Raw genomic sequence first — 18384 nt, 5'->3', positions numbered from 1 at the left:
GCTTTGAATTTAGATATACAAAATATTACGCTTCGTGATATACACGAAAGCGATTTGCCTGTTCTGTGCAAAATATACGGCAGTACACGTACCGAAGAATTAGAAAAAGGAACAGACTGGAGCGATGAACAAAAGAATATTTTTATTGAACATCAGTTTTCGGCTCAGCATGAATATTATCAAAAAAATTATATAGGCGCTAAGTTTTATATCGTTGAAAAAGATAATACCACTGTTGGAAGATTATATGTTGATTTCTTTTTTGAAAAAAAGGGAATCCGAATTATTGATATTACGCTATTGCCAGATTGGCGTGGAAAAAATATTGGCAGTTCAATTTTAAAAGAAATACTGGAAAAAGCAGCAAAAACAAATATGAATGTTACTATTCATGTTGAAAGTTTTAATCCTGCTATGGAATTATATAAAAGATTAGGATTTACGAAAATTAGCGAGACAAATGGTGTTTATCATCTCATGGAATGGAGTCCGCAAAGAAATTAACGACAAAATATAATGTATGGATATAGCTTTACTTACTTTAAATGATTTTAGCGCATTCTTAAACAAAGCATTCACGATTAAAATATCGGATGAAATTCAACTTGATGCGGAGTTAATTGAACTAACAAAGCTGAATAATTATTCTCCTTTGGAAAGGAGTCCTTTTTCAATAGTTTTTCGTACTGAACAAAAAAACGAGTATTACCAACAAGGTATTTTTACAATTATTCATCCTCAAAAAGGCAATTTAGATTTGTTTCTTTCTCCATTAGGTTTTGACAGTGTGGGCATGAAATACGAAGCTATATTTTCTTAATAATGCTAACTCATTAAAGTAAAAAAAATGAAAAAAAACAAACTCTTAATTGTTATAATCTTAATGGGATTCCTAACATTCGGAATGTCATATAATAATGTTATTAAGGAAAATGTTGTTACGCCATTTATAAAACAGGTAGCAGAAGTTGAGAAACAAATTGTTGCTAAGATAAATCCTAACAAGAATAATCAGGCTCCGGTAAAAAAAGAAGCAAGTGTTAACGCTGCAGCTGTAGCAGCAACTATTAGTGTTACTAATGCTGTTGCTGTAAACGGAGGAGGAAATGCAAAACCGGGTTCACAACTTGATTTTACTATTACTATCAATAATACGGGAACTGATGCTACGGGAACTACTTTTCAGGATATTTTAGATTCTAATCTAACTTTGGTACCGGGTTCTCTTAAAGCTACTCCAGTTGCGGTAAATGATGCTTATAATTGTATCGGAAATGTTGGAATAACATTAAACACAGCCCAGGGTATATTGGCAAATGATGTTAGCCCTGACGGAACTGCATTGACTGCCGCTATTTTAGCAAATGGAAGTCATGGAGTTGCAGCTATATCTTCTAACGGATCTTTTACCTACAACCCAACAGCGGGTTATTCCGGTACAGATACTTTTACGTATACACTAACAAGTACCAACGGAAAAACAGATACTGCAACAGTAACCGTTACAATTTCGGCACCAATATATTTTATAAACAGTTCGGCTGCCACAAACGGAACGGGAACTTTATTAAGCCCTTTTAAATTAGTACAAAATGCAACCGGAATGGGGTCAAATCCTGTTTTTATTTACACAGGAGCTGCTAATAGTGGTACAACATTAGCCTTATCAGACAATCAAAAAGTAATTGGTCAGGGAGCAACAGCTAGTTTGGCAACGATATTAAATCTTACTGTTCCATCTTACAGTAATGTTTTACCAACAACTGGTGGTACAAATCCAACTTTTTCTTCGATTTCTCTTAAAGCAAATAATGATATTCAAGCAGTCATTTTATCTTCAGATATAACCGGGACAAGTGTTGGAAATTTAAAAGTAAGAAATGCTTCTATTACCGGAGGAAGTGCAATTGCAGTAAACATTAATGGAGGAAATTCTATAGATTGTATTTTTCAAAGTGTTTCTGCAAATGGCGGTGCAGGCGGAATAGTTATAAATAATATCCCGGGTTCTTTTCAGGTTACAGGAACTGGTACTACTGCAGGATCTGGAGGAACAATTCAAAATATTACCAATGGATTAATTGGTGCCAAATTTGCTTCATGTACAAATATTTCATTAAAAAACATGAATTTTACAAATGCCGGGCTTTTTGGAATTAAACTAGATGATGTAAATAATTTTGAATTAACGAATAGTGTTTTAAGTAATTGCGGAAACAATATTAACGGTTCAGAAACTGGTGGTATCTACGCAACAAATCTAACCGGAACTTCTACAATAACCAATACAAAAGTTAATGATTCATGGGGTCGCGGATTTTATGCCCATAATGATTACGGGACTTCTAATGTAACGGTAACAGGGTCTCAGTTTAAAAATGCTTTTGATAAAAATAATGGTGACAGTAATTTTATATTTGAAGGCTATGGAGCTTCAAATAATACTTTAGTTTTAAAAGGAAATGATTTTTCTAATGCAAAAAATTATGGTTTAGTACTAAATTTTGGCGGTTCCTCAACAAATACTGTTCAGGTTGGCGGAAATACTCTTGCTGACGGAAATATTATAAATGCAGCAGCAAGTCCCGGAAGTAATGGTTTATCACTTCAGGGAAATTCAGCAGCAATAGTTAATTATAATATCATAAACAATACTATAAAATCAAGTTTCACCGGTTCATTTACCTGTAATGTTGGAAATCAGGATACAGGAACTATGAATGGAAGAATAAATTTTAATACTATAGACGGTGGCGGAGCTGGATCTGTGTCTAATGGTATTTCTGTAGCGGCTTATGGAAATGCCAAACATATTACAGAAATATTAAATAATATCATTACCAATGTCAATAACTATGGTATTGTTTCTGAAGCTAATGATAATAATTTAGCGACTAGTAGTGCCAGAATGGATGCCACTATAAAAAATAATAATATTAATGTCGTTCCAAGTTCATATGCGCATGTTGGGGTAGTTTCTGTAGGAACAGTTGCAGGCTCTTCGCTAATAAGTGCTGCGAACATTGGTAATAATATAACTAATGCCACAGTTAATCTTGGTACAGCAACTTTTGATGTTTTGGCTTATGGCCCTTTAAATAAAGTAATATTACAAGGTGCAACTGCTCTTGCAGCTGGATCAGGCGACAGATCTGCAGCACTTACTGCTTTCTGGAATGCAAACAATTCGGCATCAACAAGAACTGCGAAAGATGAATTAGGCGGCGGAACAATTGTTTCAGGAACAGTTGCAACTCCTTCTAATGGATCAGCTTCAAAAATGGTACCTCAAAAAGAAACTGAAGAAACTACACCAATTGCAGAAAGCCAAAGTAATAACGAAATTACTAACATTACCAACAAATCTGCCGGAGGAAACAGCACTGCAAAAACAACATCAGGAGAAACAATTTCTGTTGGTCCATTTATTTTAGCCAGCGGAAAAAGTACTGTAATAACTTTCAGTGCAACAATAAATGCGGCTGCTTCATTGCCGGCAAATACATGTGCTGTTACGAATCAGGCAGCTGTAAGCGGAACTAATTTTGCGACTGTAAATTCAAATATTACAACAACGTCGATCAAACCCGGTAACGCAACCGTTACAACTACGACAGAAAATATTCCGTGCTTAGGCAGTACCGCAGTAACATTAAACGCTACTTGTCCGCTTGGTACAACAGCGACATGGTATACCGCATTAACCGGAGGCAGCAGTTTTGCAACAGGATCAACAGCAACAGCAACGCCTACAGCAAACAATACAACGTATTGTGTAGCCTGTGAAGCTGCATATTGTGCAAGCGACAGATTACTGGTAAAAACAGTTACAGGAACTCCATCGACATCATCTTCAGAAACGCAGGTTGCTTGTGATAGTTATTTTTGGGCGGTAGATGGAAACACCTATACAACTTCGGGAATCAAAACAAAAACAGTAGGATGCGATACCAAAACTTTAAACCTTACCATAACACCATCAACATCTTCTTCGGAAACGCAGGTTGCTTGTGGTAGTTATTTTTGGGCGGTAGATGGAAACACCTATACAACGTCGGGAATTAAAACAAAAACCGTAGGTTGTGATACCAAAACTCTAAACCTTACCATAACGCCATCAACATCTTCTTCGGAAACTCAGGTTGCTTGTGACAGTTATTTTTGGGCGGTAGATGGAAACACCTATACAACGTCGGGAATCAAAACAAAAACCGTAGGATGTGATACTAAAACTTTAAACCTTACCATAACACCATCAACATCATCTTCGGAAACTCAGGTTGCTTGCGACAGTTATTTTTGGGCGGTAGACGGAAACACCTATACAACTTCGGGAATTAAAACAAAAACCGTAGGATGCGATACCAAAACTCTAAACCTTACTATAACACCATCAACATCATCTTCGGAAACTCAGGTTGCTTGTGACAGTTATTATTGGGCAGTAGATGGTAAAACGTATACAACGTCGGGAATTAAAACAAAAACCACAGGCTGTGATACCAAAACTTTAAACCTTACCATAACACCATCAACTTCATCTTCGGAAACGCAGGTTGCTTGTGATAGTTATTTTTGGGCAGTAGACGGAAACACCTATACAACTTCGGGAATCAAAACAAAAACCGTAGGCTGTGATACCAAAACTTTAAACCTTACCATTACGCCTGCAACATCAGCTACTGAAACTCAAACTGCTTGTGGAAGTTATTATTGGCCATTAGCCGATGCAACTTATTCGACAACAGGAACATATTCTTATACTGTAGGATGCGATACCAAGACTTTAAACCTTACAATTACGCCAGAAACGTCAGCTACTGAAAAAATTGCAGCATGCGACAGCTATTACTGGGCAGTTAATGGTGTTACATACACCGTTTCCGGAACATATTCGTATGTAAATGGTTGTGATACTAAAATTTTAGATTTAACAATAAACAATTTATCAGCAATTGATAAAGCTGTAAGTTTAAATTCAGGAATACTAACATCAAATCATTTAGGGGCCACATATCAATGGTACAAATGCCCAAATACGTTGCTTTCAAACGAAACAAATCAGTCTTACACACCTTTAACGGCTGGCGACTATAAAGTTGAAATTACAGTTGGCGAATGTACAATTGCTTCCGATTGTGTTACAATAACAAGTTTGGCAGTTGGTCAATTCAAACCAAATGAATTTAAACTTTATCCTAATCCTAGCAATGGAATAATAAATATTGTTACTGCAAATGGAGGAAATTATAGCATAATAGATCAATCCGGAAAAATTATTCAATTGGTTCATTTAAATGAAAATACAATTAATACCATCAATATGGAGAATATATCAGAAGGAATTTATTTTATTAAAAGTGCTGGCGATTCCAAAATAAAAGCGGAAAAGTTCATCATAAAAAAATAATTTCTTTTTAAAGATTTTCAAAATCCCAAACTACAATTGTAGTTTGGGATTTTTTTTATATCTAAAAATTCTTATTTTTAGAGTCCCTAAATCAAATAAATATTAATACTATGAAAAACCTACTTTTATTAAGTATTGCATTTTTGTATCTCAAAAATCTAGTGTCACGCTTTTTCGAAATCCGGGCGATCATCGAATCACAATTAATGCATCTCAGCAATCAACTATTTCTGTAATTTCTCCTTCGGGAAGTATTACTAAAAAAGTAATTTTGAAATAATCCTAAAAATAAAAACTCCCAAACGACGATTGTTGTTTGGGAGTTTTTTTATTTCAAAAATTCCAATGCATTGGAATTTTGATTTTTTTTCTTGGAATTTAGTTCTAAAGTACCATCGTCAATTGAATTCTTTTTCTGTCTTCATCAACTTCCGTTACTTTCACATCAACGTGCTGGTGCAGTTTTACCACTTCGTTTACATCGCTTACAAAACCGGCTTTTAATTGTGAAATGTGAACCAAACCACTTTCTTTGATTCCGATATCAACAAAGCAGCCGAAATTGGTAATGTTATTCACAATTCCCGGTAAAATCATTCCGGTTCTCAAATCTTTGATAGATTTTACGTTCGCATCAAATTCAAAAACCTTAGCCGACTTTCTTGGATCTAATCCCGGCTTTTCAAGCTCTTTAATGATGTCTTTAAGTGTAAGTAAACCAATTTCGGGTGTAATATATTTTTCAGCCTTAATCAAAGCGGTTTTCTCTTTGTTTGCAATTAAGTCGTTTACCGAAAGATTTAAATCTTTCGCCATTTTCTCTACAACAGGATATGCTTCCGGATGTACTGCCGAATTATCCAGCGGATTTTTAGCATTCGAAATTCGAATAAAAGCCGCGCCTTGCTGATACGCCTTCTCGCCTAGGCGAGGCACTTTTTTTAGCTGTTTTCTATCTTCAAAAGGGCCATTTTCTGAACGATATTGTACAATGTTCTCTGCCAGCTTCTCTCCTATTCCGCTCACGTAACTTAGTAAATGTTTACTCGCCGTGTTGATATTGATTCCAACCGAGTTCACGCAGCGAATTACAGTGCTGTCTAATTCTTCTTTTAATTTGGTTTGATCAACATCGTGTTGATATTGTCCTACTCCAATTGCTTTTGGGTCAATTTTTACCAATTCGGCCAAAGGATCTGAAAGTCGTCTTCCAATAGAAACCGAACCACGAACGGTTACATCATAATTAGGAAATTCTTCACGCGCAATTTTTGAAGCCGAATATACCGAAGCTCCAGCCTCAGAAACAATAAAAACCTGAAGCGGTTTGTCGAACGCGATTTTTTTTATGAAAAATTCCGTTTCTCTCGAAGCCGTTCCATTTCCAATAGAAATCGCATCAATTTGATACGCATTTACCATAGAACGGATTTTTTTTATTGCCATTGCTTCCTCATTTTGAGGTGCATGCGGATAAATCGTTTCATTGTATAATAAATCGCCTTTTTCGTCCAGACAAACCACTTTACAACCGCTTCTAAATCCCGGATCAATGGCCAGAATTCGTTTTTCACCCAAAGGCGGCGCCAATAATAATTGCCCTAAATTGTTTGCAAAAACCTGAATGGAGTTTGCATCAGCTTTTGCTTTTGCTTCCTGCAAGGTTTCATTTCCAATTGCCGGATTCAATAATCGTTTATAACTATCTTCAATTGCTAATTGCAAATGTGCTGTTGTATTATTTTGTTTTTTAATGATTATTTCATCAATAACATCATAAGCTTCATCAATATCAACATCAACTTTCATCTTCACAAAACCTTCATTTTCTGCACGAAGCATTGCTAATAATCGATGTGAAGGCGCTTTTGTTAAAGGTTCTTCCCAATCAAAATACTGACTGAATTTTTGAGCTCCTTCTTCTTCGGCTTTCTTTTTTACAACTTTAGTTCCTATCGTTGCTTTTCGCTGAAATAGTCGTCGCAATTGTTTACGAACATAAATATTCTCATTAATCCATTCGGCTACAATATCTCTTGCGCCTTGCATTGCAGCTTCTTCATTAATAACATTTTCATTTAAATATTGCGTCGAAATAAAATCGACATCAACATCATTTTCAGATATGATAATTTTTGCCAAAGGTTCTAAGCCAAATTCGCGCGCCACATCTGCTTTTGTTTTTTTCTTCTTTTTGTATGGAAGATAAAAATCTTCAATTTCTTGTAAGTCAAAACTTTGCTCAATTTTTTGCTTCAATTCCGGCGTAAGCGATTTTTGTTCTTCAATAGATTTCAGAACTGCTTCTTTACGTTTTACAATCGTTTCGTAATCTTTTTGAAGCTTGGCAATTTGCTCAATCTGAACTTCATCAAGATTTCCGGTTGTATCTTTTCGGTAACGGGAAATGAACGGAATCGTACAATCTTCCTCTAATAATTTTACCGTGTTTTGAATGTTAATCGCTGCTGTTTGAACAGTCTTGGCAATGAATTGAATATTAGTCATATTTATAATATAATAATTTCTTACTTAGAAAATGATTCCGTTTTATCTTTAAAAACTATGTTTATAAAGTCGTCAATCACTTCGCTAAAATAATATCTTTGTTTTTAATTTTAAGCCAATGGAAGTTTTATTAGTATATTTTTTAATCATAAATCTTGTAACCTTTGTCGCAGCTGGATATGACAAATATTTGGCAATAAATAAAAAGCACAGAATTCCTGAAAATACTCTTTTTACTATGGCAGCTATTGGCGGAACAATTGGTTTATTGTTAGCAATGCTTCTGTTTAGACATAAAACGAGTAAATCTTCTTTTATTATAAAGTTTTCACTCATTTTTATATTTCAAATTGTATTGATTTATCTAAAATTAACTGATAAAATCTAAATAATTATCTTTGCTTATAACAGTAAAATCAGCTTCGGGATAAGCTTTGGCAAATGCGGTTGGAATTTTTACTTTTTTCTTTTCGTTCCATTTAAACTCAAATCCTTCCAGCTTATCTCCTATTTCTTCCAGCCAATCCAACTCTTGCTGATCATAAGTACGCCAAAAATAATTATTGGTTTTTATCTTTTTATAATGCTGTTTTTTTATCCTTTCTGCTGCCAAATAGTTCTCCCATAAATCACCAACATCATTTCTTAAATCTAAGGTGTTGAAATTATTTATAATCGCATTTCTAATTCCGTTATCATAAAAATACCATCGGCTTGATTTTACAATTTCCTTACGCAGATTTCGGCTAAAACCTTCTATTTTAAAGAGGATAAATACTTTTGAAAGTAAATCCAAATAGTTCGCAACCGTATTTTTTGAGAGTTGTAACTGATTCGCTAATTCTTGTATCGAAACTTCTTTTCCGAGTTGATAGGAAATCAAACGCAATAAATCATAGATTTTATCAGCATGTTTAATTCCTTCAAAAACCAAAATATCCTTTAATAAATAAGAATTGATAATTTCAAAAATATAATCTTTTTTTTCCTCCCAGGTTTCATATTGAATCAATTCCGGATATCCTCCAAAAAGAAGCCTTTCTTCCAAATTTTCAACCGTTTGTTTGTAATTTTCTTTTTCCGAAAATTCCATTTGAGCCAAAGGAAACAAGTAAATTGTATTTTTTCTACCTACTAATGGTTCACCAAGTTTATTACTTAAATCAAACATCGAAGATCCTGTGGCAATAATTTTAATTCCATCAATAGAATCTACAATCAATTTAAGGATTTGTCCAATCTCCGGAACATTTTGAGCTTCATCAATTACCAGTAAATCAATACCTGATAAAAGTCTTTTATAATTAGCAATAGAACGCTCCTTTAATAAATTTATATCATTAATATCTTCCCCGTTAAGTTGTAAATAACTTCCTGTTGAAATTGTTTTTAAATAATTTTTGATTAATTCTGTTTTACCAACACGTCGTGCTCCTAATAAAATAAGAACTTTATTAGGTAATATCTTTTTTTCAAACTCCTGAACTACGGCTCTTTTTAAATATGTTTTCATTCTATTAAAATCAGAATCAGAATACAAATATATCTAAAAAACGTTAATTCAGTCAGTACGTTGATCAAATTAACATTAATTCAGTCAGTACATTACTTCAATTAACGTTAATTTGGTGATTATATCAGGAATTTTATTCATAAACTAAAAAAGCCGGATGAATTTTTAAAAATTCGCCCGGCTTGTTATTTATATTGGTGCGAAGCACCCGATTTTTTTTGACTTTTTACTGACAAGCAATTTTATTCACTCTGTTTTGGTGTCTTCCACCTTCAAAAGCAGTTGCTAAAAACGTTTCAACAATTTCTACCGCTTGCGGAATCGATGTAAAACGCGCCGGAATACTTACAATATTAGCATCATTATGCAAACGTGTCAAATAAGCGATTTCTTTAGTCCAGCATAAACCAGCTCTTACTTTCGGGTGTTTGTTAACCGTCATTGCAATTCCGTTTCCGCTTCCGCAGATAACAATTCCAAAATCGGCTTTTCCTTCAGATACATCATTCGCCACCGGATGTCCAAAATCAGGATAATCAACAGAATCTTCAGAATCTGTTCCGTAATTTGTTACTTCATATCCTTTTGCTTTCAGCATTGTAACAATTGCTTTTTTATAATCCGGTCCTGCGTGGTCGTTTCCTATCGAAATTTTCATTTTAAATACTATTAAGTTGTGTTTTGCAAATTTACTCAATTAATAAATGTTTGCCACGAATTACATCAATTTTCACTAATTTTTTCTTTTTTAAAACTTTAAAAAACAATTTAACAAATCAGTATAATTGATGTACATTCGCGAAATTCTTAGCAAAAGAACCTTCTTTTACAACTAGCTTCATATCAAATCCTTAACACTTATCAACAATCTTGATATCTATATAAGAATCTGATTATCAATTAGAAATAAATAATCTTTTTGTTAAAATTTTAGAATGTTAATACTAAAACCTAATTCGTTGATATTCAGTTAACTTTAAATTAACATTATTTGTTGATAAGTTCAGATAGAATATTAGAAGTTTTTTTTGGTTGTGTCGAAAAAAAACCTAATCCAAAATTGGAATTAAAAATCCTAATAAAGTTTGATGAATTTTTAGAAAAGTTATCAATATCAAAAATGCCATTTTCAACAAAAATCAAGTTATCAAGTTATCTACAAAATGAACTCATTTTTGGTTGTCAACCGTTGTTAATTAAAATACAAAAAGTCTTATAAATTAATCACTTAACAAAATATAAGTATGTTGATAACTCCCGATAACTAAAGAAAACTTCATTTCAATACATTTAAAAATAAATTTATTCGACATATTAACAAGCTATAATAACCATCAAAAATTAATTAAATTTAAAATTTCTTTTTTGTTGTATTTAATATATGTTGACAACTTTAAAATTTGAAAAGAGAAAAAAAATTTTTAGAATGAAAAAAAAGAAACTCTTTTAAACGATTTGAAGTGGATTATTGAGATCGTCAAGAATTTGCTGAACTCTTTCGAAATCGTTGGGATGAATTCTAAGTTTGATTCCACCCAGAGCCGAAGTATACATGGGAACGACAGAAAGTGTCATTTCGTTTTCAAAATAATACGGAATTTCTTCCTGATCTAATAAGTGTTTCAGAACAACGGTTTCATGCTGATAATTGAAGATAGCGATGGTTTTAAAGCTTTCCATAAAGTGTCTTTTTATAAAGATACGAAATGAGCATTACTTAAATATGAGAATTACAAATGACTTTTGAAAACCAATAAAGATCTATTTTTGAAAGTTATATTTTTAATAATTTATTTGTTAAAATCTATAATCTGATATCTTATTTGTAATTTTAACTTTTTAAGAAAAGATATATGAGTAAGAAAATTAGAAAGCCGATAAAAAAAGAGAGCGATTTCTCGAGTAAAATAATGAAAATTTTATCGCAAAGCCCTAATAAAGCATTCAATTATAAACAGATAGGAGCAAAGCTTGAACTTGACGATACAAAAAGCAGAAATGAAATAATAAAAGATTTAAAAATTCTGGCTGCTGCAAAAAAAATTATAGAATCTGAACCCGGTAAATATTTAGTAAAAGCTGAAAGTCAGGATTATTACGAAGGAACAATTGATATGACGAGCAGAAAAACGGCATATTTTATTTGTCCGGATTTTTCAGAAGATGTTTTTATTCCAACCAATAATTTGAATCGTGCATTAGATAAAGACAAAGTAAAAGTTTACGTCTATAACAGAAGAAAAGGAAAAAGACCTGAAGGTGAAGTAATTGAAGTTATAGAAAGAAACAAAACTGAATTTGTTGGCGTAATAGATATTCAGGCAAATTTTGCTTTTGTATCTACCGCAAATCCTAAAATGTATACGGATATTTTTATTCCAAAAGATAAAATTGGAGAGGCAGAAAATGGTGATGTTGTTTTAGTTACTATTGAAGACTGGCCAAAAAGAGCTGATAGTCCGTTTGGATCTGTGATCAGAGTTTTAGGAAAACCCGGAGAACACAATACTGAGATTCATGCAATTCTGGCTGAATATGGTTTACCATCAGATTTTCCGGTAGAAGTAGAGGTTTTTGCTCAAAAAATAGATACCTCTATTCAGGAATCTGAGATTGCAAAACGTCGTGATATGCGTGATACGCTTACATTTACGATAGATCCAAAAGATGCAAAAGATTTTGATGATGCCTTGTCTTTCAAAAAGTTAGAGAACGGAAACTACGAAATTGGAATTCACATTGCCGATGTTTCGTATTATCTTGAAGAAGGAACAATCCTGGATGATGAAGCATATCAAAGAGCAACTTCGGTTTATTTAGTAGACAGAGTAGTGCCAATGCTTCCGGAAGTATTGTCTAATTTTGCATGTTCGTTACGTCCGCAGGAAGAGAAATATACATTTTCAGCGATATTTGAAGTTTCAGAAAATGCACAGGTTATTAATCAATGGTTTGGGAGAACAGTAATTTATTCTGATCAGCGATTTGCTTATGAAGAAGCACAATATATCATTGAAACCAAAGACAGTACAATTCCGGTTGATGTTTCAATTACCGGAGAATCGTATACAGTTTCTGATGAAATAACAAATGCAACTTTAAAATTAGATGAATTAGCTAAGATTCTAAGAAAGAAAAGAATGGCTAATGGTGCTATTTCATTTGATAAAGTAGAAGTAAAATTCAACTTAGATGCCGAAGGAGAACCAGAAGGAGTTTACTTTAAAGTCTCTAAAGATGCCAATCATTTGATCGAAGAATTCATGCTTTTGGCCAATAGAAAAGTGGCTGAATACATAGGAAAACAAAAGAAAACCTTTGTTTACAGGATTCACGATGAACCAAATGAAGATAAATTAATTGCGATGCAAACCGTAATTGCTAAATTTGGTTATAAAATAGATTTCCGTAACAAAGGCGATATTTCAAAGTCTTTGAATGCATTGATGGAAGAAGTAAACGGTAAAAAAGAACAAAACTTAATTGATACTCTTGCTATTAGAAGTATGAGTAAAGCCAAATATTCGACAGAAAACATTGGTCATTACGGTTTAGCTTTTGATTATTACAGTCATTTTACTTCGCCAATTCGTCGTTATCCCGATGTTATGGTACATCGTTTACTGCAATATTATCTGGATAATGGAGCTTCTGTAGATGATGAAGTTTATGAAACGAAATGTCTGCATTGTTCTAATATGGAAAGTTTAGCGACTAATGCTGAAAGAGATAGTATTAAATACATGCAGGTTAAATACATGCAGGATCACCAGGATGAAGAATTTCTTGGAGTTATTTCAGGAGTTACAGAATGGGGAATTTATGTTGAAATTGTTTCTAACAAATGTGAAGGAATGGTAAGAATCAGAGAAATAAAAGATGATTACTATACGTTCGATGAAAAACAATATGCTTTAGTTGGAGCGACTTCAAACAGTATATTGCAATTAGGAGATGAAATTTACGTTAAAGTAAAAAATGCTGATTTAGTTAAAAAACAACTGGATTTTCATTTTTTAAGAAGAGCAGAATAATTGTTGAATTTAAAAAATAAAGTGATGAAAAAGTTATTAGTAGGAGCTGCAATATTAATTGCACAAATGTCTTTTGCCCAGGTTACAAAAGAATTAGGAGATTTTGATTCGGTTAAAGTTTTCGATAAATTAAGTGTAAAATTAGTGCAGTCATCAGAAAATAAGATTGTTATAAAAGGAGCACGAGAAGCAGAAGTTGAAATTGTTAACAAGAAAGGTTTGTTAAAATTAAGAATGCCATTTCCTAAATTATTATCAGGAGATGATCTTGATATTACGGTTTATTATAAACATTTAGAATTAATTGATGTTAACGAAGGTGCTTATGTTTCTAGTAAAGATGCCATAAAAGCTACAGTTTTTAAAGTTAGTGCGCAGGAAGGTGGTAAAATTAATGTAGATTTGGATGTTGATAAACTAAATGTAAGTTCAGTTTCAGGCGGAGAAATCACTTTAACAGGTAAAGCTTCTAATCAGGATGCAAGTCTTGGAGCAGGTGGTTATTTGTTAGCAAGTAAATTAAGTACGTCTCAAACTAAAGTAAGCGTTTCTGCGGGAGGAAAAGCAGATGTGAATGCTTCTACTCTTGTTGATGCAAAAGTAAGCGCAGGAGGCTCTATTTACATTTATGGAAAACCAAAACAAATCAATCAGAAAACGGTTCTTGGCGGTAAGATTGAAGAGGTTAAATAACAAATTGTATTTGAATGATAAATGATATTTTAGCTGGACTGCCATGGGGACTTTTTTTAAGTTTTATGGTAGGTCCGGTATTTTTTATACTACTTGAAACCAGTATTACAAAAGGATTCAGAGCTGCTATAGTCTTTGATCTTGGTGTAGTATTAGGTGATATTTTTTTTATAGCAATTGCCTATTTAGGAAGTTACAGGCTAATTCAGAGTTTAAAAGATAAACCGGCACTTTTTATTTTTGGAGGAATCATTATGCTGGCTTACGGTATTATTTCTTTCGTAAGACTAAGAAATGAAGAAAAAATTGATGACGAAGAAATTGATCGCGATATTATAAAAAGAAATTATGGCAGTTTATTTATAAAAGGCTTTTTATTGAACGTTATTAACATAGGAGTTCTTGGTTTTTGGCTGGCTGTTATTATTTCAATCGGACCAAAATTAGAAATGCAAAACTCAAGAATGGTTACTTTTTTTACTTCTGTTATCATTACTTATTTGCTTGTAGATTGCATTAAAATACTATTAGCCAAACAATTAAAATCTAAAATGACACCAACTAATATCCTTAAAATCAAAAAAGCAATTAGTATTGTTTTAATGGTTTTTGGAGTAGTTTTAATAACGCAGGGATGGTTTCCAAAAGAAAAAGAAATGGTTAGAAATGCTTTTGAGAAGATTGAAAAGTAGTTGTTAATAACTCAAAAATATAAATTTAAACCTCTCAAAATGAGAGGTTTTTTTATGTCAATTTTGTTATTTCGACATAAGGAGAAATCACACAAGAAATTCCGCTTAGAACTTCGACAATCTTTGTCGATCAATTAGTGAGATTGCTTCGTTCCTCGCAAGGACAAAAATTAAGCATAAAAAAAAGAGACACATTTCTGTATCTCTTTTGGAGGCATCGTCCGGATTCGAACCGGAGTAGGAGCTTTTGCAGAGCCCAGCCTAGCCGCTCGGCCACGACGCCGTAGTTGAACGGATGGCAAAAGTAACTAAAATCTTTAAATTTCAAAAGATTAAAATGAAGTATTTTGAAAAATTAGTTTTTTAATTAAAAAAATTACTTTCTATTTTCAGTCATTTTTATAGTAACTGTTTCAACATCACCACCAATAGGAGGATTTATTTTAGAAACCCAAACTGTAGTTTTTTCTATACTTTCTATTTCAGCAAGAACGCGAATATTGATTCTTTGGGCTACATGCTCTAATAAATGCGAACGAATTGCCATTTCTTCAGTTACAATTTTGTTCAAATGTACATAATCAACCGTATCTGCAAGATGATCAGAATCTGCTGATTTTTGTAAATTAGTTTTAATTTTTAGATCGACAGTATAATCAGATCCTATTTTTCCTTCTTCGATTAAACATCCGTGGTACGAAAAAGTGCGAATGTTTTTTAATTTTATAACTCCCATTTTTATAACTCCCATTTTTATAATTTTAATCTTGTAATGTTTGGATCTTGGTAATTGGATATTACAGCTTGTACAGAAACTATTTTTTTGTTTTCATCAACTGTAAAATGGATTGTGTATGGAAATTTCTTTAAGGGTAAAGTACGAACAGTATCGTACTTTTCTTCAAAAAAAGGAAATGTCTTTAATGTTTCTATATATTCTTGATATTCATTAAAGAATTTTGTTCCCAAACCATTAGATAAAGATTCATAATATTCAGCAGTTTTATTTACTTCTAAATCAGCTCGTAGGAGAATAATTATTTCATACATTTATTTATTCCATTTATCGTTGAGTCTTTTTTTAGACTCTTCCCAACTAATATAGTCTTCTGGTTTAGCGTTTTTTATACGATCTAAAACCATTTCCTGCTGCCATAACGGAATTTCATTCGCTGTGTTTTCATCAATAGAAACATCTGGAACATGTTTAAAAAAACTAATAAAAGTTTCATAAAAATCATCTGGAATTGTAACAGTTAATTGTCTCATAACTTTCAATATTTAAGCATAAATACTAATAAATTAAGTTTAGGGTTTATTACGAAGTTTCTAAAGAAAACTGTAAACTGTAAACCGAAAACTGTAAACTTTTTTATCTTTGCTAAAATTACTATAAAATAATGGCATCAGAAGAGAAATCACTCAATTTTATTGAACAAATCATAGAAGAAGATCTAAAATCAGGTCTTTCTAAAACTAAACTTCATTTTCGTTTTCCACCAGAACCAAACGGTTATTTGCATATCGGACACGCGAGTTCTATTGCTCTAAATTTTGGTTTAGGTATTGATTATCAGTCACCTGTAAATTTACGTTTTGACGATACGAATCCTGAAAAAGAAGAACAGGAGTTTGTTGACGCCATTAAAAAAGATGTCGAATGGTTGGGTTATACCTGGGCAGAAGAACGTTATGCTTCTGATTATTTTCAACAATTGTATGATTGGGCAGTTTTATTAATTAAAAAAGATAAAGCTTATGTTGACAGTCAATCTTCTGAAGATATGGCGATTCAAAAAGGAACTCCGTCTACAACCGGAACAGATTCTCCATACAGAAATCGTTCTGTAGAAGAAAATTTAGATTTATTCGAAAGAATGAAAAACGGTGAATTTGAGGCTGGAACTCATATTCTTCGTGCAAAAATTGACATGAAATCTACCAATATGTTAATGCGTGATCCTATCATGTACAGGATTTTGCATAAACATCATCATAGAACAGGAGATAGCTGGAAAATTTATCCAATGTATGATTGGGCACACGGACAAAGTGATTATCTGGAAGAGATTTCACATTCATTTTGTACACTTGAATTTTTGCCACACCGCGAATTATACGATTGGTTTTTAGACCAGATTATTGATGAAAATCAGATACGTCCAAAGCAAAGAGAATTTGCCAGACGTAATCTTTCGCATACCGTTGTTAGTAAAAGAAAATTACAGCAACTTGTTAAAGAAAAGCACGTTAACGGTTGGGATGATCCAAGAATGTCAACGATTTCAGGGTTAAGAAGACGTGGTTATACAGCTGCATCTTTACGTAATTTTGCCAATACAACCGGAATTGCAAAACGTGATAATTTGATCAATGTTTCCGTTTTAGAATTCTGTATTCGTGAAGATTTGAACAAAATTGCACCACGTGTAATGGCTGTTTTAGATCCTGTAAAATTGGTAATTACAAATTATCCTGAAGGAAAAGAGGAGTGGTTGGAAGCTGAAAATAATCAGGAAGATGAGAACGCAGGTTTCAGAAAAGTACCTTTTTCCAGAGAATTATACATAGAAAGAGAAGACTTTTTAGAAGAAGCTCCGGCTAAATTTTTCCGTTTGACTTTAGGAAAAGAAGTACGTCTTAAAAATGCGTATATCATTAAAGGAGAAAGTGTTATAAAAGATTCAGAAGGAAATATTACAGAAATTCATGTAACGTATGATACTGATTCTTTAAGTGGAAGCGGGACCGAGGCAAGCCAAAGAAAAGTATCCGGAACATTGCATTGGGTTTCTATCCCGCATGCAGTTGAGGCAGAAGTTCGTATGTACGATCGTTTGTTTACAGATGAAGCGCCGGACAGTTATAAAGAGAAAAATTTCTTGGATTTTGTGAATCCAAATTCATTAGAAATTGTAAAAGGATTTGTTGAACCTAGTTTAGCAACAGCTCAAAATGAAGAGAAATTTCAGTTTCAACGTTTGGGTTATTTTACTGTTGATAAAGATTCAACTGCTTCAAAATTAGTATTTAACAAAACTGTTGGACTTAAAGATGCTTGGGAAGAAAAAGGCAAAAAAGAAGAAAACAGTATAAATAATTCTTTGAAGGAAATCAATAAATATTTTAAAGTTGAGAGTAAACCGGAACGTATTGCAATTGAAAGTGCGATAGGAGAGAGCATTAAAAATGTTTCTAGTTTTTCTTTATTACAAAATTCATTAAAAAAGAATATCAACAATAATAAAGCTTCATTGTTATTTGCTCAATTTATTTTGAAATATTCGAATTGGAAATCTACGGATTTTGAAGAAGACGATATTAAGAAATTATATACAATGTCTTTGAGAAGTGAATCAACTTATGTTCGATCAAAAGCACTTTTAAATTTAAGAGATTTAGAAAATGAAAGTTTGAGAAATCAATTTCAGGACGATATTTTGAAATCTTTTTCAAATCCACAAAAAAATGCTTCGGAAAGAGAAATTGAAATTCTAGCCGAAATGGTGAAGATATAAATAATCACAATCTATT

At 32.7% G+C, this 18384-nt stretch carries 15 protein-coding genes and 1 tRNA gene; 8 read left to right on the top strand and 8 right to left on the bottom strand.

Features of this window, described 5'->3' with window-relative positions:
- The first annotated feature begins 3 nt into the window (after positions 1 to 3).
- Genes OLM54_RS16515 through OLM54_RS16505 form a run of 3 tightly spaced genes read left to right on the top strand, consistent with a single transcriptional unit; the run spans position 4 to position 5410 of the window.
- A complete protein-coding gene (locus tag OLM54_RS16515) occupies positions 4 to 504 on the top strand; it encodes a GNAT family N-acetyltransferase (RefSeq protein WP_264535671.1) in 501 nt (166 codons plus the stop codon).
- Positions 505 to 520: 16 nt separating this feature from the next.
- Positions 521 to 820, top strand: a complete 300-nt coding sequence (locus tag OLM54_RS16510; RefSeq protein WP_264535670.1) for a DUF6916 family protein — start codon at positions 521 to 523, stop codon at positions 818 to 820.
- A gap of 27 nt (positions 821 to 847) precedes the next feature.
- A complete protein-coding gene (locus OLM54_RS16505; RefSeq protein WP_264535669.1) occupies positions 848 to 5410 on the top strand; it encodes an Ig-like domain-containing protein in 4563 nt (1520 codons plus the stop codon).
- 384 nt (positions 5411 to 5794) lie between these two features.
- On the opposite strand, the gene OLM54_RS16500 is transcribed toward OLM54_RS16505, so the two are convergent.
- Positions 5795 to 7918: a Tex family protein gene (locus OLM54_RS16500; RefSeq protein WP_264535668.1), complete on the bottom strand. Its 2124-nt coding sequence runs from the start codon at positions 7916 to 7918 to the stop codon at positions 5795 to 5797.
- Positions 7919 to 8036: 118 nt separating this feature from the next.
- Here OLM54_RS16500 and OLM54_RS16495 point away from each other — a divergent pair, with 118 nt between their 5' ends.
- Positions 8037 to 8306, top strand: coding sequence for a DUF1294 domain-containing protein (locus tag OLM54_RS16495; protein ID WP_264535667.1), 270 nt, complete (start codon positions 8037 to 8039; stop codon positions 8304 to 8306).
- Here OLM54_RS16495 and OLM54_RS16490 read toward each other — a convergent pair.
- The 3 genes from OLM54_RS16490 to OLM54_RS16480 all read right to left on the bottom strand — a co-directional run bounded on the left by OLM54_RS16490 (position 8289) and on the right by OLM54_RS16480 (position 11111).
- Positions 8289 to 9431: an ATP-binding protein gene (locus OLM54_RS16490; protein WP_264535666.1), complete on the bottom strand. Its 1143-nt coding sequence runs from the start codon at positions 9429 to 9431 to the stop codon at positions 8289 to 8291. The genes OLM54_RS16495 and OLM54_RS16490 overlap by 18 nt on opposite strands.
- Positions 9432 to 9657: 226 nt before the next feature.
- On the bottom strand, positions 9658 to 10089 hold the full coding sequence (gene rpiB / locus OLM54_RS16485; protein WP_264535665.1) for a ribose 5-phosphate isomerase B: 432 nt from the start codon (positions 10087 to 10089) through the stop codon (positions 9658 to 9660).
- 788 nt (positions 10090 to 10877) lie between these two features.
- On the bottom strand, positions 10878 to 11111 hold the full coding sequence (locus OLM54_RS16480; protein ID WP_264535664.1) for a DUF2007 domain-containing protein: 234 nt from the start codon (positions 11109 to 11111) through the stop codon (positions 10878 to 10880).
- A gap of 173 nt (positions 11112 to 11284) precedes the next feature.
- On the opposite strand from OLM54_RS16480, the gene rnr reads away from it, so the two are divergent.
- From rnr to OLM54_RS16465, 3 genes are read left to right on the top strand one after another with little or no spacing between them, the layout of a single operon-like run.
- Positions 11285 to 13465: a ribonuclease R gene (rnr, locus tag OLM54_RS16475; protein WP_264535663.1), complete on the top strand. Its 2181-nt coding sequence runs from the start codon at positions 11285 to 11287 to the stop codon at positions 13463 to 13465.
- Between the two features lie 24 nt (positions 13466 to 13489).
- On the top strand, positions 13490 to 14158 hold the full coding sequence (locus OLM54_RS16470; RefSeq protein WP_264535662.1) for a head GIN domain-containing protein: 669 nt from the start codon (positions 13490 to 13492) through the stop codon (positions 14156 to 14158).
- Between the two features lie 14 nt (positions 14159 to 14172).
- Complete coding sequence (locus OLM54_RS16465) at positions 14173 to 14850, top strand: LysE family translocator (RefSeq protein WP_264535661.1); 678 nt, start codon at positions 14173 to 14175, stop codon at positions 14848 to 14850.
- Between the two features lie 209 nt (positions 14851 to 15059).
- On the opposite strand, the gene OLM54_RS16460 is transcribed toward OLM54_RS16465, so the two are convergent.
- The 4 genes from OLM54_RS16460 to OLM54_RS16445 all read right to left on the bottom strand — a co-directional run bounded on the left by OLM54_RS16460 (position 15060) and on the right by OLM54_RS16445 (position 16119).
- Positions 15060 to 15133: transfer RNA gene (locus tag OLM54_RS16460), tRNA-Cys, on the bottom strand.
- 93 nt (positions 15134 to 15226) lie between these two features.
- A complete protein-coding gene (gene folB, locus OLM54_RS16455) occupies positions 15227 to 15586 on the bottom strand; it encodes a dihydroneopterin aldolase (RefSeq protein WP_264538576.1) in 360 nt (119 codons plus the stop codon).
- Positions 15587 to 15603: 17 nt separating this feature from the next.
- Positions 15604 to 15900 (bottom strand): hypothetical protein, encoded by a 297-nt coding sequence (locus OLM54_RS16450; protein ID WP_264535660.1) that lies wholly within the window; start codon positions 15898 to 15900, stop codon positions 15604 to 15606.
- A complete protein-coding gene (locus OLM54_RS16445) occupies positions 15901 to 16119 on the bottom strand; it encodes a hypothetical protein (protein ID WP_264535659.1) in 219 nt (72 codons plus the stop codon).
- Between the two features lie 131 nt (positions 16120 to 16250).
- On the opposite strand from OLM54_RS16445, the gene OLM54_RS16440 reads away from it, so the two are divergent.
- Complete coding sequence (locus tag OLM54_RS16440) at positions 16251 to 18368, top strand: glutamine--tRNA ligase/YqeY domain fusion protein (protein ID WP_264535658.1); 2118 nt, start codon at positions 16251 to 16253, stop codon at positions 18366 to 18368.
- Positions 18369 to 18384 lie beyond the last annotated feature (16 nt).

This window comes from Flavobacterium sp. N1736 (genome assembly GCF_025947065.1).
Classification (GTDB): domain Bacteria; phylum Bacteroidota; class Bacteroidia; order Flavobacteriales; family Flavobacteriaceae; genus Flavobacterium.
The sequence above is the reverse complement of the archived record's forward strand: the minus strand, read 5'-3'. Positions and strand labels throughout refer to the sequence as shown.